Genomic DNA, 18767 nt, shown 5'->3' with positions numbered 1-18767 from the left:
GTCATCCCGGTCGCAGCGAAGCGAAGAGCCGGGATCCGTGCCTGAACTTCAAACGGAAGCGCTCCGGCATGGATCCCGGGTCAAACCCGGGATGCCGGCGCGTTTTCCGCTCGAGATCAGCAAGCTCTAAACCAGGCCTACGCTTGGGCGGCGTGGCGCGTCGGCTTGGCCTTGAGCTTCATCTCTTCCAGGTCCTGACGCTCGCGCGGGGTGTTGCGCATGAGCTGGTCCTTGCCGGGCGCATATTGCACCGGCTGCTCTGTATCGACGCCGTACCAGGCGGCCGCGCGGAGCACGAAGGACGGATCGGCCAGATGCGGCCGCCCGAGCGCGACCAGATCGGCCCGGCCGGCGGCGACGATCGTGTTGACCTGATCGGCGCTTGTGATGTTGCCGACGCACATGGTCGCGATCTGCGCCTCGTTGCGGATGCGGTCCGAGAAAGGCGTCTGGAACATGCGGCCGTAGATGGGGCGCGATTCCCGCGTGGTCTGGCCGGTCGAGACGTCGACGAGATCGCAGCCCTCGGCGGCGAAAGCCTCGGCGATCGCCACGGAATCCGCCGCCGAGAGCCCGCCTTCGGCCCAGTCCGTCGCGGAGACGCGCACCGACATCGGCTTCTCGCGCGGCCAGGCCTCGCGCAGCACCCGGAAGACCTCCAGCGGATAGCGCAGGCGGTTCTCGACCGAGCCGCCATAGTCGTCGGTGCGCCTGTTGGTCAGCGGCGAGAGGAAGCTCGCCAGCAGATAGCCATGGGCGCAGTGCAGCTCCAGCATGTCGAAACCGGCGCGCATCCCCCGTTCGGCGGCCGCGACGAATTCCGCCTTGACCCGGTCCATGTCGGCGCGGGTCATCTCGCGCGGCACCTGGCTTTCCGGATAATAGGGCAGAGGCGAGGCCGAGATGATCGGCCAGGCGCCTTCCGGCAGAGGCCGGTCCATGCCCTCCCACATCAGCTTGGTCGCCCCCTTCCGCCCGGCATGGCCGAGCTGGAGGCAGATCTTCGCGGCCGAGTGGCCGTGCACGAAATCGACGATCCGCTTCCAGGCGGCTTCCTGCTCGTCGTTCCACAGGCCGGTGCAGCCGGGCGTAATCCGGGCATCGGGCGCGATGCAGGTCATCTCGGTGAAGATGAGGCCAGGGCCGCCGATGGCGCGCGAGCCGTAATGCATCAGGTGCCAATCGCCCGGCAGGCCGTCCTCGGCGGAGTACTGGCACATCGGCGAGAGCGTCATGCGGTTCTCGACCTGCATCTCGCGCAGCTTGAAGGGCTGGAAGGCCGGCGGGACCGGCGAGCCGTCCTTGCGGCGCTTGGCGAGGTCTCCGAGCCCATCCGCGACGAGATTGTCGACGGCTGCGACCATCTCCGGCGCACGCAGGGCGAGGTTGTCGTAGGTGATCGCCTTGGAGCGGGTCATCAGGCCGAAGGCAAAGCGCAGCGGCTCGAAATCCCAGAAGCGCTTCAGTTCCTCGAACCAGACCAGCGAGACATCCGCCGCGTGCTGGGTCTTCTCGACCTCCTCGCGGCGCTGCGTCTCGAACAGTTTGAGGCCGGCGGCGACATCGAGTTTCGCCTGCCCCATCGCCTTGTGCAGGGCAATGGCATCCTCCATCGCGAGCTTGGTGCCGGAGCCGATCGAGAAATGCGCCGTCGCCTTGGCGTCGCCGATCAGCACGACATTCTCGCTCACCCAATTCCGGCAGCGGATCATCGGGAAATTGCGCCAGAGCGAGCGGTTGGTGATGAGCTTGTGGCCTTCGAGCTCCTCGGCGAAGACGCCTTCGAGGAAGGTGGCCGACTGCGCCTCGTCGAGTTTGCCGAGCCCGGCCTTCTCGAAGGTCTCGGGGTCGGTTTCCAGCACCCAGGTCGAGCGCCCGGCCTCGTACTGGTAGCAATGGGCGATGAAGAGCCCGTGCTCCGTCTGCTTGAAGAAGAAGGTGAAGGCGTCGAAGGGACGGGTCGAGCCCATCCAGGTGAAGTGGTTCGGGCGCAGGTCGGTTTCCGGCTGGAAGCGATCGCGCCAGTTCTCGCGGATGCGGCTGTTGATGCCGTCGGCAGCGACGACAAGGTCGTAATCGCGCTTCAGCGCCTCGATATCGGCAATCTCGTCGCCGAAATGCAGCCCGACGCCGAGAGCGCGCGCCCTCGCCTGCACCAGCATCAGCAGCGAGCGACGCGAGCAGCCGCAGAAGCCGTTGCCGGGAACGCGGTGGACCGTGTCCTTGAAGTGGATCTCGATGTCGTCCCAATAGGCGAAATTGTCGCGGATCGCGGCATAGCTCTCGGCATCCGCCGCCTTGAACGTGTCGAGCGTCTGATCGGAGAACACGACGCCGAAGCCGAAGGTGTCGTCCGCCTGGTTGCGCTCGAAGACATCGACCGCAATCTCCGGCCAGTCACGCTTCATCAGCAGCGCGAAATAGAGCCCTGCCGGCCCGCCGCCCACGACCGCAATGCGCATCGACGCCTCCTCCAGAGCACCAGCCGATCCGGCTGATGATATTATTTTAAGCCTAAAATATTTTTGAGCTCAAGAGACTTTTGCCACCTTCAAATCGGACACTCAACAACGGAGCCGAAACCCCATCGAACCCCCGCAGCCCCCATCCTGAGGAGTCGCGCAGCGGCGTCTCGAAAGACGGTCGAGAGACCTGCAGGTGCCTCCGGAAGCACCCTTCGAGACGCCATTACCGACGGGGCAGTTCCTCAGGATGAGGGCTTCAGGCCCTGCAGACCAGCCCCGACGCCCCCAGAACGGCGCCGGCGTGTTCGCCGGCCCCCGACGAGCCGCTTGCAAATTGATTGAGACTTAAAATATGTTCTGCGGAGGAGGTCGAGCGATCATGACTCTGCGGGAACGGCACGCGCTGGTGACGGGAGGCGGACGCGGCATCGGCCGGGCCATCGCCGCGGCACTGACGCAGGCCGGAGCGCGGGTCAGCATCCTCGGGCGCGATGAAACCTCTCTGCGCGACGCCGTGGCTGCGGGAGTCGCCGCCGATTTCGCTCCTTGCGACGTGCGCGACGAGAGTGCCGTCTCATCCGCGCTCGATCATCTCTCCGGCGGACATGGCTTCGACATCGCCATCGCCAATGCCGGCGCGGTCGAGACCGGCCCGTTCATGCGCAGCGACAGCGAACGTTTCCGCCGGATGGTCGAGATCAACCTGATCGGCACCGTCAATCTGTTCCACGCCGTGCTGCCGGCGATGCTGGAACAGCGCCGCGGCCGGCTGATCGCCATCGCCTCGACCGCCGGGCATCGCGGCTATCCTTATGTCAGCGCCTATGTGGCGGCGAAGCATGCCGTGGTCGGGCTGGTGAAGTCGCTGGCGCTGGAGACGGCCCGCTCCGGCGTCACCGTCAACGCCGTCTGCCCCGGTTACGCCGACACCAACATGGTCGCGAGCGGGCTCGACACCATCGCGGCGAAGACCGGCAAGAGCCGCGAGCAGGCATTGGCCGAGATGGTCAGGGACAATCCGCAGGGCCGGCTCATCGCGCCCGAAGAGGTCGCGGCCGCCGTGCTCTATCTCTGCGGGCCCGGCAGCGATGCCGTCACCGGCCAGTCTCTCATGATCAATGGTGGGGAGTTCTGAGATGGAGACACCCTCCTCCGCCCCGATGCTCGACCGGGAGACCAAGGCCAGCGAACGCCCCGGCGACCACAAGGACGAGCTCAGGCTCTGGCTGCGCCTGCTCACCTGCTCGACCCTGATCGAGACCGAGATCCGCAACCGTTTGCGTGAGGAATTCAAGACCACGCTGCCGCGCTTCGATCTGATGGCCCAGCTCGACAAGACCGCCGTCGGTATGACGGTGGGCGAGGTCTCGCAGCGATTGATGGTCTCGAACGGCAATGTCACCGCCGTCGTCGCCGGGCTGGTGACGGATGGGCTCGTCGACAAGCGCTCCGCCCCGCAGGACCGGCGCGTGCAGATCCTCACGCTGACGGCTTCGGGTCGCAAGGCCTTCCGCGCCATGGCCGAACGCCATGAAGGCTGGATCGCCGAGCTCTTCGCCGGGCTCGACCAGCCCGAGCTCGCGCAGCTCTTCCGGTTGCTCGGAGAAACCAAGACCTCGCTGCATCGTGCCATCGCGGGGCGGGCCGAAGACGCCGCCAAGGGAGATGCCTGATGGCAGAGATCGCCAATGCCACCATCTTGCCGCTGGCAGGCTTCAAGCCCGAGCATTTCGCGCTCTCCGTCTCCGGCAAGGTCGCGACGGTGACACTGAACCGGCCTGAGAAAAAGAATCCGCTGACCTTCGCAAGCTACCGCGAACTCACGGATTTCTTCCTCGCCGCGCAGAAGGAGGAAGAGGTCAAGGCGATCGTCGTGACCGGTGCCGGCGGCAATTTCTCCTCGGGCGGGGACGTCTTCGAGATCATCGGGCCGCTGGTCGCGATGGAGACCAAGGACCTGCTGAAATTCACCCGGATGACCGGCGAGCTGGTCAAGGCGATGCGCGCCTGCCCGCAGCCGATCATCGCCGCGATCGACGGCGTCTGCGCGGGAGCCGGCGCGATCGTCGTCATGGCCTCCGACCTGCGGCTCGGCACGGCCGGCAGCAAGATCGCCTTCCTGTTCAACCGCGTCGGCCTGGCCGGCTGCGACATGGGCGCCTGTGCGATGCTGCCGCGCATCATCGGCCAGGGCCGCGCCGCCGAGCTGCTCTATACCGGCCGCGTGCTCAGGGGCGAGGAAGCCGAGCGCTGGGGCTTCCTCAACCGGCTCTGCGCATCCGAGGCCGTGCTGCCGGAAGCGCAAGCCCTCGCGGCCGAGCTGGCGGACGGCCCCACCTTCGCCAACGCCATGACCAAGCGCATGCTCGAAATGGAATGGGCGATGTCGGTCGAGAGCGCCATCGAGGCCGAGGCCGTGGCGCAGGCTTTGTGCATGCAGACCGAGGATTTCGCCCGCGCCTATCATGCCTTCGCCGCGAAGCAGAAGCCGGTCTTCGAGGGCAACTGAGATGAGCGGCTCCCCTCGCCTCGGCCTCGATATCCTCGGCGACACGCTGGACTGGCCGTTCTTCGAGGATCGCCACCGCGCCTTCGCCACGGAGCTCTCCGGCTGGGCCGATTCCTATCTCGCCGATTTGCCGCATGACGATGTCGACGAGGCCTGCCGGGCGCGCGTCGCGGCCTTGGGTGCGGCTGGCTTCCTGAAGGCTGCCGTGCCGGCGGCCTATGGCGGGCTGACCGACAAGCTCGACGTGCGCACGCTCTGCCTCGCCCGCGAGATCCTGGCCGCGCATGACGGCCTCGCCGATTTTTCCTTCGCCATGCAGGGGCTCGGCACCGGCTCGATCAGCATCGCAGGCTCGGAGGCGATGAAGCAGCGCATCCTGCCGGATGTCGCGGCCGGCAAGCGCATCGCCGCCTTTGCGCTTTCAGAGAAGGAAGCGGGCTCGGACGTCGCCGCCATGGCGACGACCGCGACGCCGGACGGCAACAGCCATGTCCGTATCGATGGCGAGAAGAGCTGGATCTCCAATGGCGGCATCGCCGACCATTACATCGTCTTCGCCCGCACCGGCGAGGCGCCCGGCGCGCGCGGGCTCTCCGCCTTCCTGGTCGAAGCCGATACGCCTGGCCTCACCATTGCGGAGCGCATCGAGGTGATCGCGCCGCATCCGCTGGCGACCTTGCGCTTCGAGGGTTGCCGCGTGCCGCTCGAAAACCGCATCGGCGGGCCGGGCGAGGGCTTCAAGGTCGCGATGGCGACGCTCGACATCTTCCGCTCGACGGTCGGCGCCGCCGCGCTCGGCTTCGCCCGACGGGCGCTGCACGAGACGATTTCGCACGCCAATGGTCGCAAGCTCTTCGGTGGCACGCTCGGCGACCTCCAGCTCTCGCAGGCGGCCATCGCCGACAGCGCGGCTGAGGTCGATGCCGCCGCCCTGCTCGTCTACCGCGCCGCCTGGACCAAGGATCGCGGCGCGCCCCGCGTCACCCGGGAGGCGGCGCTGGCCAAACTCGTCGCGACGGAGAACGCCCAGAGCGTGATCGACCGAGCTGTCCAGATCCATGGCGGCCTCGGCGTCACCAAGGGCGTCAAGGTGGAGGAATTGTACCGGGAGATCAGAGCGCTGCGCATCTACGAGGGCGCCAGCGAGGTCCAGAAGGTCGTGATCGCGCGCGACCTGCTGAAATTACATGCCGAAAAGGCAGGGGAACGCAATGACAGCAACCGGATTCGCGAGATCAGGACATAAGGACAGCTTTGCGCGGGACAACCTGCCGCCGCGCGAAAGCTGGCCCGATCTCACACTTGCAGAGGCAGGGTTGGCCTATCCCGAAAGGCTGAACTGCGTCGCCGAACTGCTCGACCGGCACATCACCGAGGGACGCGGCGGACGCACCGCCGTTGTCGCCGCCGGTCTCGAGTGGAGCTATGCCGATCTCGCCGAGAAAGTGAACCGCATCGCCAATGTGCTGAGCCGTGATCTCGGAATGATCAGCGGCAACCGCGTGCTGCTGCGCGCCGGCAACACGCCGATGATGGTCGCCGCCTATCTCGCCGTCATCAAGGCCGGCGGCGTCGCGGTCGCGACCATGCCGATGCTGCGGGTGGGCGAGCTCGTCTATCCCCTGCGCAAGGCGAAGATCGCTCTGGCGCTCTGCGACCATCGGCTCACCGCCGATCTCGAAGCCGCCGGAGCGCAAGTACCGGAGCTTGCCCGCATCGTCGCCTTCGGCGGCGCGGAGAGCGAGCTGGAAGCCTTGATGGCGCAGCCGGGCTATGAGCGTTTCGAGGCCGTAGACACCGCGCGCGACGATGTCTGCCTGATCGCCTTCACCTCCGGCACGACCGGCGAGCCGAAAGGCACGATGCATTTTCATCAGGACATGCTGGCGATCTGCGACTGCTACGGCGCCTGCGTGCTGAAGGCCTCGGCCGATGACCGCTTCACCGGCTCGCCGCCGCTGGCCTTCACCTTCGGGCTCGGCGGGCTCGTGCTGTTCCCGATGCGGATCGGCGCGGCGATGGTGCTGCCCGAGAAGGCGGGCCCCGCCGATCTGATCGACGCGATCGAGCGCTACAAGGTCAGCGTCGTCTTCACCGCGCCGACCGCCTACCGCGCCATTCTCGACAAGCTCGACGGGCGCGACATCGCCTCGCTCAGGGTTTGCGTCTCGGCCGGTGAGGCCCTGCCCAAGGCGACCTTCGATGCCTGGCAGGCGCGCACCGGCATCCCGCTGATGGACGGCATCGGCGCGACCGAGATGCTGCACATCTTCATCGGCGCGCCACGCGACAGGATCAGGCCGGGCTCGACCGGAATTCCGGTGCCGGGCTACGAGGCCAAGATCGTCGACGAGGAAGGGCGCGACGTGCCGGACGGCACGCCGGGGCGGCTCGCCGTGCGCGGCCCGACCGGCTGCCGCTATCTCGCCGACCCGCGGCAGGCGAAATATGTGCTGAACGGCTGGAACATCACCGGCGACACCTATCTGCGCGATGCGGACGGCTATTTCTGGTATCAGGCGCGCTCCGACGACATGATCATCTCGGCCGGCTACAACATCGCCGGGCCAGAGGTGGAAGCCGCCCTGCTGACGCACGAGGCCGTGGCCGAATGCGGCGTCGTCGGCGCGCCCTGCCCCGAGCGCGGGCAGATCGTGAAGGCCTATATCGTGCTGCGCGAGGGCGTCATCGGCGATGCCGCCCTGGTCAAGGCCTTGCAGGAGCATGTGAAGGCCGGTATCGCGCCCTATAAATATCCGCGCGCCATCGCCTTCGTCGAAGCCCTGCCGAAGACGGCGACCGGCAAGCTGCAACGCTTCGCGCTCCGCCAGATCGCGCAAGGCGAGAGCTGACCTTTCTTCCAACAGAGCCTGAACGGCCGAAATCGAGGCGATACGCCATGTCCGACCATTCGCAATCCCGCGCCATCCTGCCCGAGGGCTGGCCGCAGCCGCGCGGCTATGCCAACGGCATGGTGGCGGAAGGCCGCGTGCTGGTCACCGGCGGCCTTGTCGGCTGGGACGCGCAGGGTGTCTTCGCCAAGGGCTTCCTCGGCCAGCTCCGCCAGACCTTCCTCAACATCAGGGCGGTGGTCGAAGCCGGCGGCGGGCGCGTCGAGGATATCGTGCGGCTGACCTGGTACGTCACGGACATTGCGACCTATCGCGCCAGCCTGAAGGAAATGGGGCCGCTCTATCGTGAAGTCTTCGGCCGGCATTTCCCGGCGATGGCCGTGGTCGCGGTCACCGCGCTGGTCGAGCCGGAGGCGTTGCTGGAGATCGAGGCAACGGCGGTGGTGGACGGCTGAGGACAACCTGCGTCAAACCGCCGCGATTCCACGGCCGAGAAGACAGCTCACGCAACGTCATTCATTAGGCATTCACCAAGATTCCGAGCGCAGAATCCGGGACGCGTCGCAAGATCGCGACGCGTCCCGGAGTATCTCCATGTCCAGTATCAGCGGGGTGGGCGGCGGCTTCCGCCCCCACCACAAACCTCCCAGCTTCGACCAGATCGACAGTAACAGCGACGGCGGCATCAGCCTCGACGAGTTCGAGAGCGCCGCCCCCAAGGGTGCCGACAGCGCCAAGAGCGAAGAGCTCTTCAAGAAGATCGACACGGACGGCGACGGCTCGATCACCAAGGCCGAGTCGGATGCGTTCAAGGACAAGGCCAAGAAGGCCGACAGCCTGCTGCAGTCCTTCCTGTTCTCACTCCAGGCGGGCGGAACGCAGAACGCCCAGACTGCCTCCGACAGCGACAGCGATAAAGACAGCAAGTCGGCTTTCGACGCGATCGACAGCGACGCCAATGGCGGGATCAGCAAGGACGAGTTCAGCGCGGCCTTCAAGGACAGCCGGCTGAACAGCGACCAGTTGAACCAGCTCTTCGGCTCGCTGGACAAGAATGGCGACGGCTCGGTCTCGCAGGACGAGGTGAAGGCCTTCCAGTCCTCGCTGCAACAATCCGGCGAGAGGCATCATCACCGGCGGCCGCCGGAAGCCTTCCAGAACGCCTCACAAGCCTATGGCAGCGCGTCGCAACTTTCGGCGCAGGGCACCACCGAAACGACCTACGCCAAGGCGGCCTGACTTCCGCCAACCGGATGCCGCCTCGCACCGTGGCAACCGCAACACTCTCGACGCCGACGGCAGAAGCCGCTGGCGCCGCTCCTCAGATCCCTGCCCCGTCCTGCAAGGTCCCGGTCGGCACCTTCCGCCAGAGCCGCATATGCAGCGCCCGCAGGCCCGGTCGCAGCAGGATGTCGCCGAAGGCGAGCGCCAGAGAGACAGGCACATTCGCCGTCAGCGCAAAGGCCGCGACGAACAACCCCGCCGTACTGAGAACGCGCCAGCTCACCGCCGCGAGCCAGGCCCTGCGGTCGGGCGTGCCCTTCCGGCCGACGATGCGAAGGACGCCGCGCTGCGCCCGTGCCAGCGCCCCGCCCTCGCCCACCGCCTGCCGGGCCTCGCCCTCGCCCGGCTCGACGAAGCCGAAGGCGACCGTCTCGTTGCTGATGCGGTCGATCAGGATGAAGCCGCCGAGCTCATGGCTGCGCGCATAGGGCAGCGAGACCAGCGGCCGGTCGAGCCGGAGCGTGACGAGGCCGATGCCGTTCATGCGCAGGCTCTGCGCCGGCAGGGGCTGGAAGCCCTCGATGTCGATGCTGTGATGCAGCGCCTCGACCGTGGCGTTGGCGCTCTGCGTCGCGAGCTTCACGAGGAACTGCCCGCCTTCGAGCATGGCGCGCTCGCCGGTCCAGAGCAGACGCGCCTTCAGCCCGCGGCTCACCGGCAGCGTCGAACCCGCGGCAGCGATCACGTCGCCGCGCGAAATGTCGATGTCGTCTTCCAGTGTCACCGTCGCGGCCTGGCCGGCGGCGATCTGGCTGGCCTCGCCGGCCGCGCCGATCAATCGCGCGATGCGGCTCGTGCGGCCGGACGGCAGCGCCACGACCGGATCGCCGACGCGGGCTCGGCCGGTGACGGGCGTGCCGGCATAGCCGCGGAAGTCGAGATCCGGGCGGTTGACCCATTGCACCGGCAGCACGAAGCCCTCGTCGCGCGGTGCGGAGGGCGCGATCGCGACGCTTTCGAGATAGGGCAGCAGCGCCGGGCCGTCATACCAGGGCATCAGGGCGGAGGGCCGCATGACGTTCTCGCCGTCACGCGCCGAGACCGGAATGAAGCGGATCGAGGCGAAGCCGAGGTTTTGCACCGCCGCGCGGTAATCGGCGGCGATCTGCTCGAAGACCGCCTCGTCATAGCCGACGAGGTCCATCTTGTTGATCGCGACCACGACATGGCGCACGCCGACCAATGAGACGATGAAGGAATGGCGGCGGGTCTGCGGCAGCAGGCCCTTGCGTGCATCGATCAGGATGATGGCGAGGTCGGCTGTCGAGGCGCCGGTCGCCATGTTGCGGGTGTATTGCTCGTGGCCGGGCGTGTCGGCGACGATGAAGCTGCGCCTGTCGGTCGCGAAATAGCGATAGGCGACATCGATGGTGATGCCCTGCTCGCGCTCGGCCGAAAGCCCATCGACGAGAAGCGCGAAATCGGGCGCCGCGCCTTGCGTGCCGAATTTGCGGGAATCGCTGTCGAGCGCGCTGAGCTGGTCGTCGAAGACCGCGCCGGCCTCGTAGAGCACACGGCCGATCAGCGTCGACTTGCCGTCATCGACCGAGCCGCAGGTGATGAAGCGCAGCAGCGAATGCTGGCCGGTTTCGGAGGCGCTGGGCGTATCATTGGCGGGGAGAAGGTTCTGAGCCGGCCTCAGTGCCTTGTTCTTCTTGGCCAGATTCCTGGCGATGGCGAAGCTCATCAGAAATAGCCTTCCTGCTTCTTCTGCTCCATCGAGCCCGAGCCGTCATGGTCGATGACGCGGCCCTGCCGCTCGGAGGATCGCGACGAGCGCATCTCGGCGATGATGTCGGTGAGGCTGGCCGCCTCGCTCTCGACAGCGCCGGTCAGCGGGTAGCAACCGAGCGTGCGGAAGCGGACCATGCGGGTCTCGACGACCTCGCCGGGGAGAAGCTCCATGCGCTCGTCGTCGCGCATGATCCAGGCGCCGTCGCGCCGGACGACCGGGCGCGGCGCGGCAAAATAGAGCGGCACGACCGGGATGTTCTCGAGCGCGATGTAGTCCCAGACATCGCGCTCGGTCCAGTTCGAGAGCGGAAACACGCGAAAGCTCTCGCCGCGATGCTTGCGGGTATTGAAGAGCTGCCAGGGCTCGGGGCGCTGGTTCTTCGGGTCCCAGCGATGCTCCGGGCTGCGCAGTGAGAAGACGCGTTCCTTGGCCCGGCTCTTCTCCTCGTCGCGGCGCGCGCCGCCGAAGGCCGCATCGAACTTGTGGAGGTCGAGCGCCTGCTTCAGTCCTTGCGTCTTCATCACGTCGGTATGGACGCGCGAGCCCGAGGCGAAGGGGCTGATTCCGGCTCTCACGCCCTCCTGGTTGATGTGGACGATGAGATCGAGCCCCAGCCGCGCCGCCGTCTCGTCGCGGAAGGCGATCATGTCGCGGAACTTCCAGGTCGTATCGACATGGAGCAGCGGGAACGGCGGCTTGGCCGGGTAGAACGCCTTCATCGCCAGATGCAGCAGGACGGCGGAATCCTTGCCGATCGAATAGAGCAGCACCGGCTTGTCCGATGTCGCCACCACCTCGCGGATGATGAAGATGGCTTCCGCCTCGAGCTTCTGGAGATGGCTGAGCTGGATCATGCGTGAGCCTCCGCCGGCGCGATTTTGGCTCGCGCCAGCTTTCCGTCCGATCCGACATGCAGGCCGCATTCCTTGGCGGCGTCGTCCTCCCACCACCAGCGCCCGGCCCGCTCGGGCTCGCCGGGCCGGATGGCGCGGGTGCAGGGCTGGCAGCCGATCGAGACGAAGCCCTGCGCGTGCAGCGGGTTGATCGGCACGTCATTCGCCTCGGCGAAGGCGAGCGTGCGCTCGCGCGACCAGTCGATCAGCGGGCTCGCCTTGACGAGGCCGCGCGCCGCATCGGCCTCCGCCAGCTTGACGCCGCCGCGCGCGGCTGACTGGTCGGCGCGCAGGCCGGTCAGCCAGGTATCGGCCCCGGCCAGAGCCCGGCCGAGCGGCTCCACCTTGCGGATGTCGCAGCAGGATTTGCGGGCGTCGCGCGAGCCGTAGAAGCCGTTGATGCCATTCTGGCGAACATAGAGCTCGACCGCGTCATGGCGCGGATAATAGGGGCGGATCAGGATGCCATAGCGCTCCTCCGTCTCCTGCCAGAGGGCGTAGACCTCCGGAAAGAGCCGGCCGGTATCGAGCGTGGCGAAGATGACGGGGAGCTTCGCGGTCGCGATGAAATGGGTCAGCACCTGATCTTCGAGGCCGAAGGAGGTGGTGAAGACGACGGGGCCGGCGGCTTGCGCGACGATGCCGGAGAGGCGCTCGGGAACGTCCGCCATGCCGAACGCCGCATCGAGCGCGGCCGCGCGGGCCGCCAGCACCGCGGTTGGCTGCGGGCTTGTCGAGGTTTCGTCCGGGCCGGGGCTTGCCGCCATCGTTCTGGCCATCTGTTCGGTAAATCGAACGCTGGATTTATACCCATGAGCCCAAAGGTTCAATTTACGGCAGGTAGCGTGTTTTTTCTTATTTCACTTCCATTGGAGAAGTTTGTTTTAGCGGACGTTGCTAGGCATTATCGGAGGGAGGCTCTGCCGCCGCCGCCTCCTCGCCGTCATCCCGGACGAGCGACGAAGTCGCGCCGATCCGGGATCCATGCCGGAGCGGTTCCGATAGAGGTTCCGGCATGGATCCCGGGTCTCGCTGCGCTCGCCCGGGATGACCGGCGCGGAGGCTGAACCGCCTGCCTCTCAGTGGAAATCCCGCGATTTCGGCAGGATGCGGACATTGCGCGGGTGGCGATGGCGCGGCAGCGGCGGATTCTTCAATTCGTCGATCGGCATCGGAACCTCGGCGCGATGCGTGTCCGAGAGCGACAGGAGATCGGCCGAGCGGTCGGCGATGCGCTGGGCCATGAGATGGGTGACGCCCTCGACGCTCTTCTGCACCCGGCCCTCGACCAGCATCAATCGCGCGCCCATCACCTCGCGGCGGAAGCGCTCGAACAACCGCGCCCAGATCACGACATTGGTGATGCCGGTCTCGTCCTCCAGCGTGACGAAGATGGCCTTGCCGTTGCCGGGGCGCTGGCGCACCAGCACGATGCCGGCCGTGCAGGCGAAGGCGGCGTCCGGCTTCCCCTCGGTCTGCGCGCAGCTCAGGATGCCCTCGCGTTGGAAGCGCGGGCGCAACAACTGCATCGGATGGCCCTTCAGCGAGAGCCGGACGGTCTGGTAGTCGGCGACGATATGCTCGGCAAGCGGCATGCTCGGCAGCGCCATCGCCCGCTCCTGTCCCAGTTCGCGGGCTTGCGCGGCCTGGAAGAGCGGCAGCGCCGCATCATCCGGCAGGCGACGCACGGCCCAGAGCGCCTCGCGCCGGTCGAGGCCGAGCGAGCGAAAGGCATCGGCATCGGCGAGCAGGCGCATGGCGCGGGCGGGAAGGCCGGCCCGGCGCATCAGTTCCTCGACGTCGCGGTAGGGGCCGCCCGCTTCCCGCGCCTCCGCAATGGCCTTGCCCCATTCATCCTTGAAGCCGTCGATCTGACGGAAGCCCAGACGCAGGGCGAAGGGGTCCCTTTTGCTCTCCTGACCCAGCCAGCCATGGTAAGAGCTCGATTCCGAAACGGCTTCCAAGCTGTTGTCCAAAAAGCTGGAATTGACATCGGCCGGCCGTGGTTCGACGCCGCCGTTCTCCTCCGCCTCCCGCACGATCTGGGCCGGCGCATAGAAGCCCATCGGCTGGGAATTCAGCAGCGCGGCAGCGAAAGCCGCCGGGTAGTGCTTCTTCAGGAAGGAGGAGATGTAGACCAGCTTGGCGAAGGAGGCGGCATGGCTCTCCGGAAAACCGTAGCTGCCGAAGCCCTTGATCTGCTCGAAACAGCGCTGGGCGAAATCGCGCTCATAACCACGCGCGACCATGCGCTCGACCATCATCGTCTCGTAATTGCCGATGGTGCCGGCATTGCGGAAGGTGGCCATCGCCTTGCGCAGGCCGTTGGCTTCGATGTCGGAGAATTTCGCGGCAACCATGGCGAGCCGCATCGCCTGTTCCTGAAAGAGCGGAACGCCTTCGGTCTTTTTCAGAACCTCATAGAGTTCATTTTTGTCTCCATGTTCCGGCGAGGGAGCCGGATAGGTCACCTCCTCGATCTTCGCCCGCCGTTTCAGATAGGGATGCACCATATTGCCCTGGATCGGGCCGGGCCGGACGATCGCGACCTGGATGACGAGATCGTAGAATTTCCGCGGCTTGAGCCGCGGCAGCATGTTCATCTGCGCGCGGCTTTCGACCTGGAAGACGCCCAGCGACTTGCCCTCGCAGAGCATGTCGTAGGTTGCTTTGTCGCCGTCGGTGAAATCGGCGAGCTGATAGGATTTTCCGCCATTGGCTGCGATCAGATCGAAGGTCTTGCGGATGCAGGTCAGCATGCCCAGCGCCAGCACATCGACCTTCATCAATTGCAACGCGTCGATGTCGTCGCGGTCCCATTCGATGAAGGTGCGGTCCGCCATCGCGGCATTGCCGATCGGCACGGTCTCGTCGAGGCGCCCGCGCGACAGCACGAAGCCGCCGACATGCTGCGAGAGATGGCGCGGATAGCCCAAGAGCCGGGTGGCGAAGTCTACGGCTCGGCGGATCGTCGGATTGGTCGGATCGAGCCCGGCCTGACGGACGCGGGCATCGCCGATCTCGCTGCCCCAGCTCCCCCAGTTCGTATCGGCGATGCGGGCGGTGACGTCCTCGGTCAGGCCCAGCACCTTGCCGGCCTCGCGAATGGCGCTGCGCGGCCGGTAATGGATCACGGTCGCGGCGATGCCGGCGCGGTGGCGGCCGTATTTCTCATAAATCCACTGGATCACCTCCTCGCGCCGCTCGTGCTCGAAATCGACGTCGATGTCGGGCGGTTCGCGACGCTCGGTGGAGATGAAGCGCTCGAACAGCACGTCGTTCTCGTCCGGGTCGACAGCGGTGATGCCGAGCACATAACAGACGGCGGAATTGGCGGCCGAGCCGCGACCTTGGCAGAGAATGCCTTTGCTGTCGGCGAACTCGACGATCTGGCGAATCGTCAGGAAATAGCGGGCATATTCGAGCTTCTCGATGAGGGCGAGTTCCTTCGCCAGCAGGCCCTGAACCTTGTCCGAAACGCCGTCGGGATAGCGGATCAGGCAGCAGCGGCGGACCAGTTCCACCAGCCAGTCCTGATCCTTCCAGCCGGGCGGGATCGGCTCGTCGGGGTATTCGTATTTGAGCTGGCCGAGATCGAATTCGATGCGGGAGAACAGGGTTTGCGTCTCGGCGATAGCCTCGGGCGCATCCCTGAAAAGACGGGCCATTTCCTGCGGCAGCTTGAGATGGCGCTCGGCATTGGATTCGAGCAACCGCCCGGCCCGCTCGATGGTGACGCCCTCGCGGATGCAGGTGAGCACGTCCTGCAGATCGCGCTGCGCGATGGAATCGTAGAGCGCGTCATTGCTCGCGATCAGCGGGGTGCGGGTCGCGGCAGCGATGGCCTTGAGCCGCGCGAGGCGGCGGCGATCGTCGCCGCGCCGGTGCATGCTGGCAGCAAGCCAGACCGCGCCGGGCGCGGCCTCGTCGAGCCGGGCGAGCACTTCAGGGAGCCCATCGAGCCTGCGGCCCGGCATCAGGATCAGCAGCAGGTCGCGGGCATCATTCAGGAGATCGTCGAGGACGAGGTGGCATTCGCCCTTCTTCACGCCGTCCTTGCGATTGCCGTGGCTGAGCAAACGGCAGAGCCGGCCCCAGCCGTCGCGATTGGCCGGGTAGATGACGATGTCGGGCGTGCCGTCGGCGAAGACGAGACGGGTGCCGGTCGCGAGCTTGAAGCGCTCCGCCAGCGCCTTCATCTCCTCGGGCTTGATGGGCAGGTCTGAGAAATCCGGGTTCTCGATCCAGACATATTCGCCGGGGCTGCCGCCTTCGCGGATTTTCTCGGGCGCCGGCAAGCCATCCTCGCGCAACTGCCTCAACGCCGCCCAGGCGCGCACGACGCCCGCCACCGTGTTGCGGTCGGCGATGCCGATGCCGGCATATCCGAGCAGCAGCGCCGTCAGCACCATGTTCGGCCCCGGCGAGGCACCGCGCAGGAAGGAAAAATTTGTCGCCGCAACAGGTTCGGCGAAAGGGCTGACAGACTGATTCATGCGAAGAGCCCGTGCAGGAACCAGCGCGGCGGCGCGCTCTCGGCCTCGTAGAATCCGGTGCGGTAAAGCCAGAAGCGACGCCCTTGCGCATCCTCGACGCGGTAATAATCGCGCATCGGTTCGTCCGAACCGTCGCGCCACCATTCGGGCGCGATCCGCTCCGGGCCTTCGGCGCGAGCGACGTCGTGGATGAGGCGCCGCCAGCGGAAACGGATCGGCGGTCCATCCGGCACTTCCGCGATCGCCTCGACGGGTTGGGGCGGCTCGAAGAGCTGGAGCGGGCGGGCCGGGGGCTCCTGCGGCTCGGGTGCGGGCCAGGCCGCTTCCGGCATGGGCGCAGCGGCCGAGAGCGCCTTTGCCGCGCGGACGGGGTGATGGGTGTCCTGCGCCGCGAAGCGCAGCACCCGGTCGCGACCGAAGCGGGTGACGAGCCGGTCGACGAGATCGGCCACCGCCTCCTCCTCCACCGCGCGGCCGTCGAGGCTGTGCTGCTGCGTGTTGAGCGGCTCGCAGACCGGCACGGCGAGTTTGATGGCATCGAAACCGAAGCTGGGATCGAGCGGGTCGGCCAGGGTCTCGATGCGCTCGCGATAGAGCCGCAACAAAGCCTTGGCGTCGCGCGAGGGCCGGCCGGTCTCGATGACGAGGCGGCGAACCGTGCCGTCGCTGCGGAAGAAGCCGAGCTCGAAGGCGCGCCCGCCTTCACCGCGCGCCTCCAGCACCCGCGCCGCCTCCCCGATCAGCCGGACGACCACTGCCTCGAGGCTCGCCGTATCGGCGAAGGGTTCGGGGAAATGACGCTCGACCACGCAGTCCGGCGGTGGACGCAAGGGGGTGATGCGGCGATCCTCATGGCCGAGGATGCGCCGGAGCTTCACCGCCAGCGCCTCGCCGAAGCGGGCGGAGAGGGTTTCCGAGGGGCGCGCGGCGACATCGGCCAGGGTCTTCAGCCCGGCTCGGGAAAGAGCGATCACGGTCTCGGGCTCCGCCTCCAGCGCGGCGACCGGCAGCAGGCGCAGCACCGCTTCGTCCCGTCCCGGTGGGATGATGCCGCGCGGTCCGAAGCGGGAACAGGCGCGTGCGGCCTCGGGCGTGCCGGCGATGGCGGCTTGCAGGCTCAAGCCCGATCGATCCATCACCTGCCACACGAGATCGAGCATCCCCGCCTCGCCGCCGAAGAGATGGGCGCAGCCGGTGACGTCGAGCGTGAGGCCGTGCGGCTCGTCGCGCGCAACCAGCGGGGTGAAGCGGTCGCAGAAGGTGGCGACCTCATCGAGGAAGGCCCGATCCGCCTGCGGTTCGGCTTCCAGCGCGACGAGATCGGGAATGCGGGCGCGGGCATCGGCCAGCGTCATGGCCCGCGTCAGGCCGAGGCGGACGGCGCGCCGGTCGCAATCGGCGAGGCGCAAGGCGTTGCCCTGCATCTCGACGAGGACATGGGGCTTCTCAGCCGGCGCGCCGAAGGCCGGAATCCGGCCCAGCCGCCGCAGCCTGTCCGTCGCCAGATAGGGAAACCAGAGGGCGAGATAGCGGCGGGACATCGTTCCTGCGGGGGATGAGCCTGTCGGATCGGTCAAAGACGGTTCGGTTCTCGAAAGCGCATCGGTCACGGTTCCACTCCACACGCCACTCACGCTCTGCCGCATCGCCGCGCACGCCGCCGCGATGGCGCAGCAACCTCAAGGCGAAGGCCGGGGCGCCCGGCGCATTCGCCTCCAGCGCCCGCGAGGCCAGCGGCACGACCTGCCAGCGCGTCCGCGCCGCGCTCGGCGCTTCCGCCGCCGCGACGCGCAGGAGCAGGGTCGCCACGCCGGAACCCTCGGCCGCGAGCGCAAGCCGCCGGCTCGCGGTCAGGTCGAAGGCGCGCGGCTCGCCCCAGGGCTCGATCAGCACGGCGCCGAGCGCCGGACAGCGCGCTCCCTCGGCGCCGGCCCGCAACACGCCCAGGGCGTCGCGTGCCCGCACCAGCAGAAGCCGGGCGGGATCGAGGCCGAGTTCGTTCAGCCCCGGCGCATGCAAACGGCCGGTCTCGGCATCAACGAAATCCTGCCGCACCCAGAGGATCGGCCGCGCAGCGTCGTCTCCCGCCTCCCCTTGCGCCGCCCGCAGAGCCAGCCCGAGCGCAAAGCCCGTGGCGGCAGCGAGATCGGCGGTGCCGGCGGCGTAGACTTCATGCAGCGCTGCCCGTTCGAGCCCGCCGGACAGGGCCGCATCGATCTCCGTGGCGCCGAGGCTCACCTTGCCCGCCGCAGCCGGCCCCGATCGCAAGGCCGCCTCGGCGAGGCTGCGGCGCAGATCGGACAAGGCTGGCGAGATGGCGTTCTGCATGGGCGACAAAGCAATTGTTCACTCTTTGTTCTTTTATAGAACGTCGCGCGGTGGAAGGCGAGTCGAGTCTCCCGTTTCGGTAGTGGACCGCTGACAGCGGGTGGCACAGAAAAGTTTTCGGCTTCGTCCCATATCCGCTGTCATCCCGGACGAGCGAAGCGCAGATCCGGGATCCATGCCAGAACCTCACTCGGAAGCGCTCCGG

14 protein-coding genes are annotated in these 18767 nt (G+C 67.2%); 7 read left to right on the top strand and 7 right to left on the bottom strand.

The features are described 5' to 3' along the window. Nucleotides 1–137: 137 nt before the first annotated feature. Nucleotides 138–2462, bottom strand: coding sequence for a bifunctional salicylyl-CoA 5-hydroxylase/oxidoreductase (locus tag AB6806_RS04080; protein ID WP_142020748.1), 2325 nt, complete (start codon nucleotides 2460–2462; stop codon nucleotides 138–140). Between the two features lie 382 nt (nucleotides 2463–2844). Between AB6806_RS04080 and AB6806_RS04075 the strand changes: the two genes are divergently transcribed. From AB6806_RS04075 to AB6806_RS04045, 7 genes are all read left to right on the top strand, one after another. Next, nucleotides 2845–3600 (top strand): SDR family NAD(P)-dependent oxidoreductase, encoded by a 756-nt coding sequence (locus tag AB6806_RS04075; protein ID WP_142020747.1) that lies wholly within the window; start codon nucleotides 2845–2847, stop codon nucleotides 3598–3600. Nucleotide 3601: 1 nt separating this feature from the next. Beyond that, complete coding sequence (locus AB6806_RS04070) at nucleotides 3602–4138, top strand: MarR family winged helix-turn-helix transcriptional regulator (protein ID WP_370954150.1); 537 nt, start codon at nucleotides 3602–3604, stop codon at nucleotides 4136–4138. Then, entirely contained in the window at nucleotides 4138–4974 is an 837-nt protein-coding gene (locus AB6806_RS04065) for an enoyl-CoA hydratase family protein (RefSeq protein ID WP_370954149.1), read from the top strand. Before AB6806_RS04070 ends, AB6806_RS04065 begins: the two co-directional genes overlap by 1 nt. 1 nt (nucleotide 4975) lies before the next feature. Then, nucleotides 4976–6220 (top strand): acyl-CoA dehydrogenase family protein, encoded by a 1245-nt coding sequence (locus tag AB6806_RS04060; protein WP_142020745.1) that lies wholly within the window; start codon nucleotides 4976–4978, stop codon nucleotides 6218–6220. Beyond that, the gene (locus tag AB6806_RS04055; protein WP_370954148.1) at nucleotides 6186–7826 is read left to right on the top strand and encodes a benzoate-CoA ligase family protein; all 1641 of its coding nucleotides are present in this window, start codon (nucleotides 6186–6188) and stop codon (nucleotides 7824–7826) included. Before AB6806_RS04060 ends, AB6806_RS04055 begins: the two co-directional genes overlap by 35 nt. A gap of 47 nt (nucleotides 7827–7873) precedes the next feature. Then, a complete protein-coding gene (locus AB6806_RS04050; protein WP_142020743.1) occupies nucleotides 7874–8281 on the top strand; it encodes a RidA family protein in 408 nt (135 codons plus the stop codon). A gap of 139 nt (nucleotides 8282–8420) precedes the next feature. After that, the gene (locus AB6806_RS04045) at nucleotides 8421–9065 is read left to right on the top strand and encodes an EF-hand domain-containing protein (protein ID WP_142020742.1); all 645 of its coding nucleotides are present in this window, start codon (nucleotides 8421–8423) and stop codon (nucleotides 9063–9065) included. Between the two features lie 82 nt (nucleotides 9066–9147). Here the strand turns inward: AB6806_RS04045 and AB6806_RS04040 are convergent, their stop codons facing one another. The 6 genes from AB6806_RS04040 to AB6806_RS04015 form a co-directional block, all read right to left on the bottom strand. Then, on the bottom strand, nucleotides 9148–10797 hold the full coding sequence (locus tag AB6806_RS04040; protein ID WP_142020741.1) for a GTP-binding protein: 1650 nt from the start codon (nucleotides 10795–10797) through the stop codon (nucleotides 9148–9150). Continuing rightward, complete coding sequence (gene cysD, locus AB6806_RS04035; RefSeq protein WP_112761913.1) at nucleotides 10797–11699, bottom strand: sulfate adenylyltransferase subunit CysD; 903 nt, start codon at nucleotides 11697–11699, stop codon at nucleotides 10797–10799. Before cysD ends, AB6806_RS04040 begins: the two co-directional genes overlap by 1 nt. Next, nucleotides 11696–12505 (bottom strand): phosphoadenylyl-sulfate reductase, encoded by an 810-nt coding sequence (locus AB6806_RS04030; protein WP_142021052.1) that lies wholly within the window; start codon nucleotides 12503–12505, stop codon nucleotides 11696–11698. The genes cysD and AB6806_RS04030 overlap by 4 nt, the downstream gene beginning before the upstream one ends. Before the next feature lie 312 nt (nucleotides 12506–12817). Continuing rightward, entirely contained in the window at nucleotides 12818–16234 is a 3417-nt protein-coding gene (locus tag AB6806_RS04025) for an error-prone DNA polymerase (protein ID WP_142020740.1), read from the bottom strand. Then, nucleotides 16231–17775, bottom strand: coding sequence for a Y-family DNA polymerase (locus AB6806_RS04020; protein WP_370954147.1), 1545 nt, complete (start codon nucleotides 17773–17775; stop codon nucleotides 16231–16233). The genes AB6806_RS04025 and AB6806_RS04020 overlap by 4 nt, the downstream gene beginning before the upstream one ends. Then, nucleotides 17681–18562, bottom strand: coding sequence for an ImuA family protein (locus AB6806_RS04015; RefSeq protein WP_210245584.1), 882 nt, complete (start codon nucleotides 18560–18562; stop codon nucleotides 17681–17683). The genes AB6806_RS04020 and AB6806_RS04015 overlap by 95 nt, the downstream gene beginning before the upstream one ends. Nucleotides 18563–18767: the final 205 nt, after the last annotated feature.

It is taken from the genome of Allobosea sp. RCC_152_1, from assembly GCF_041360765.1.
GTDB classification, from domain to species: domain Bacteria; phylum Pseudomonadota; class Alphaproteobacteria; order Rhizobiales; family Beijerinckiaceae; genus Allobosea; species Allobosea spartocytisi.
This window is presented reverse-complemented; position numbering and strand designations above follow the sequence as displayed.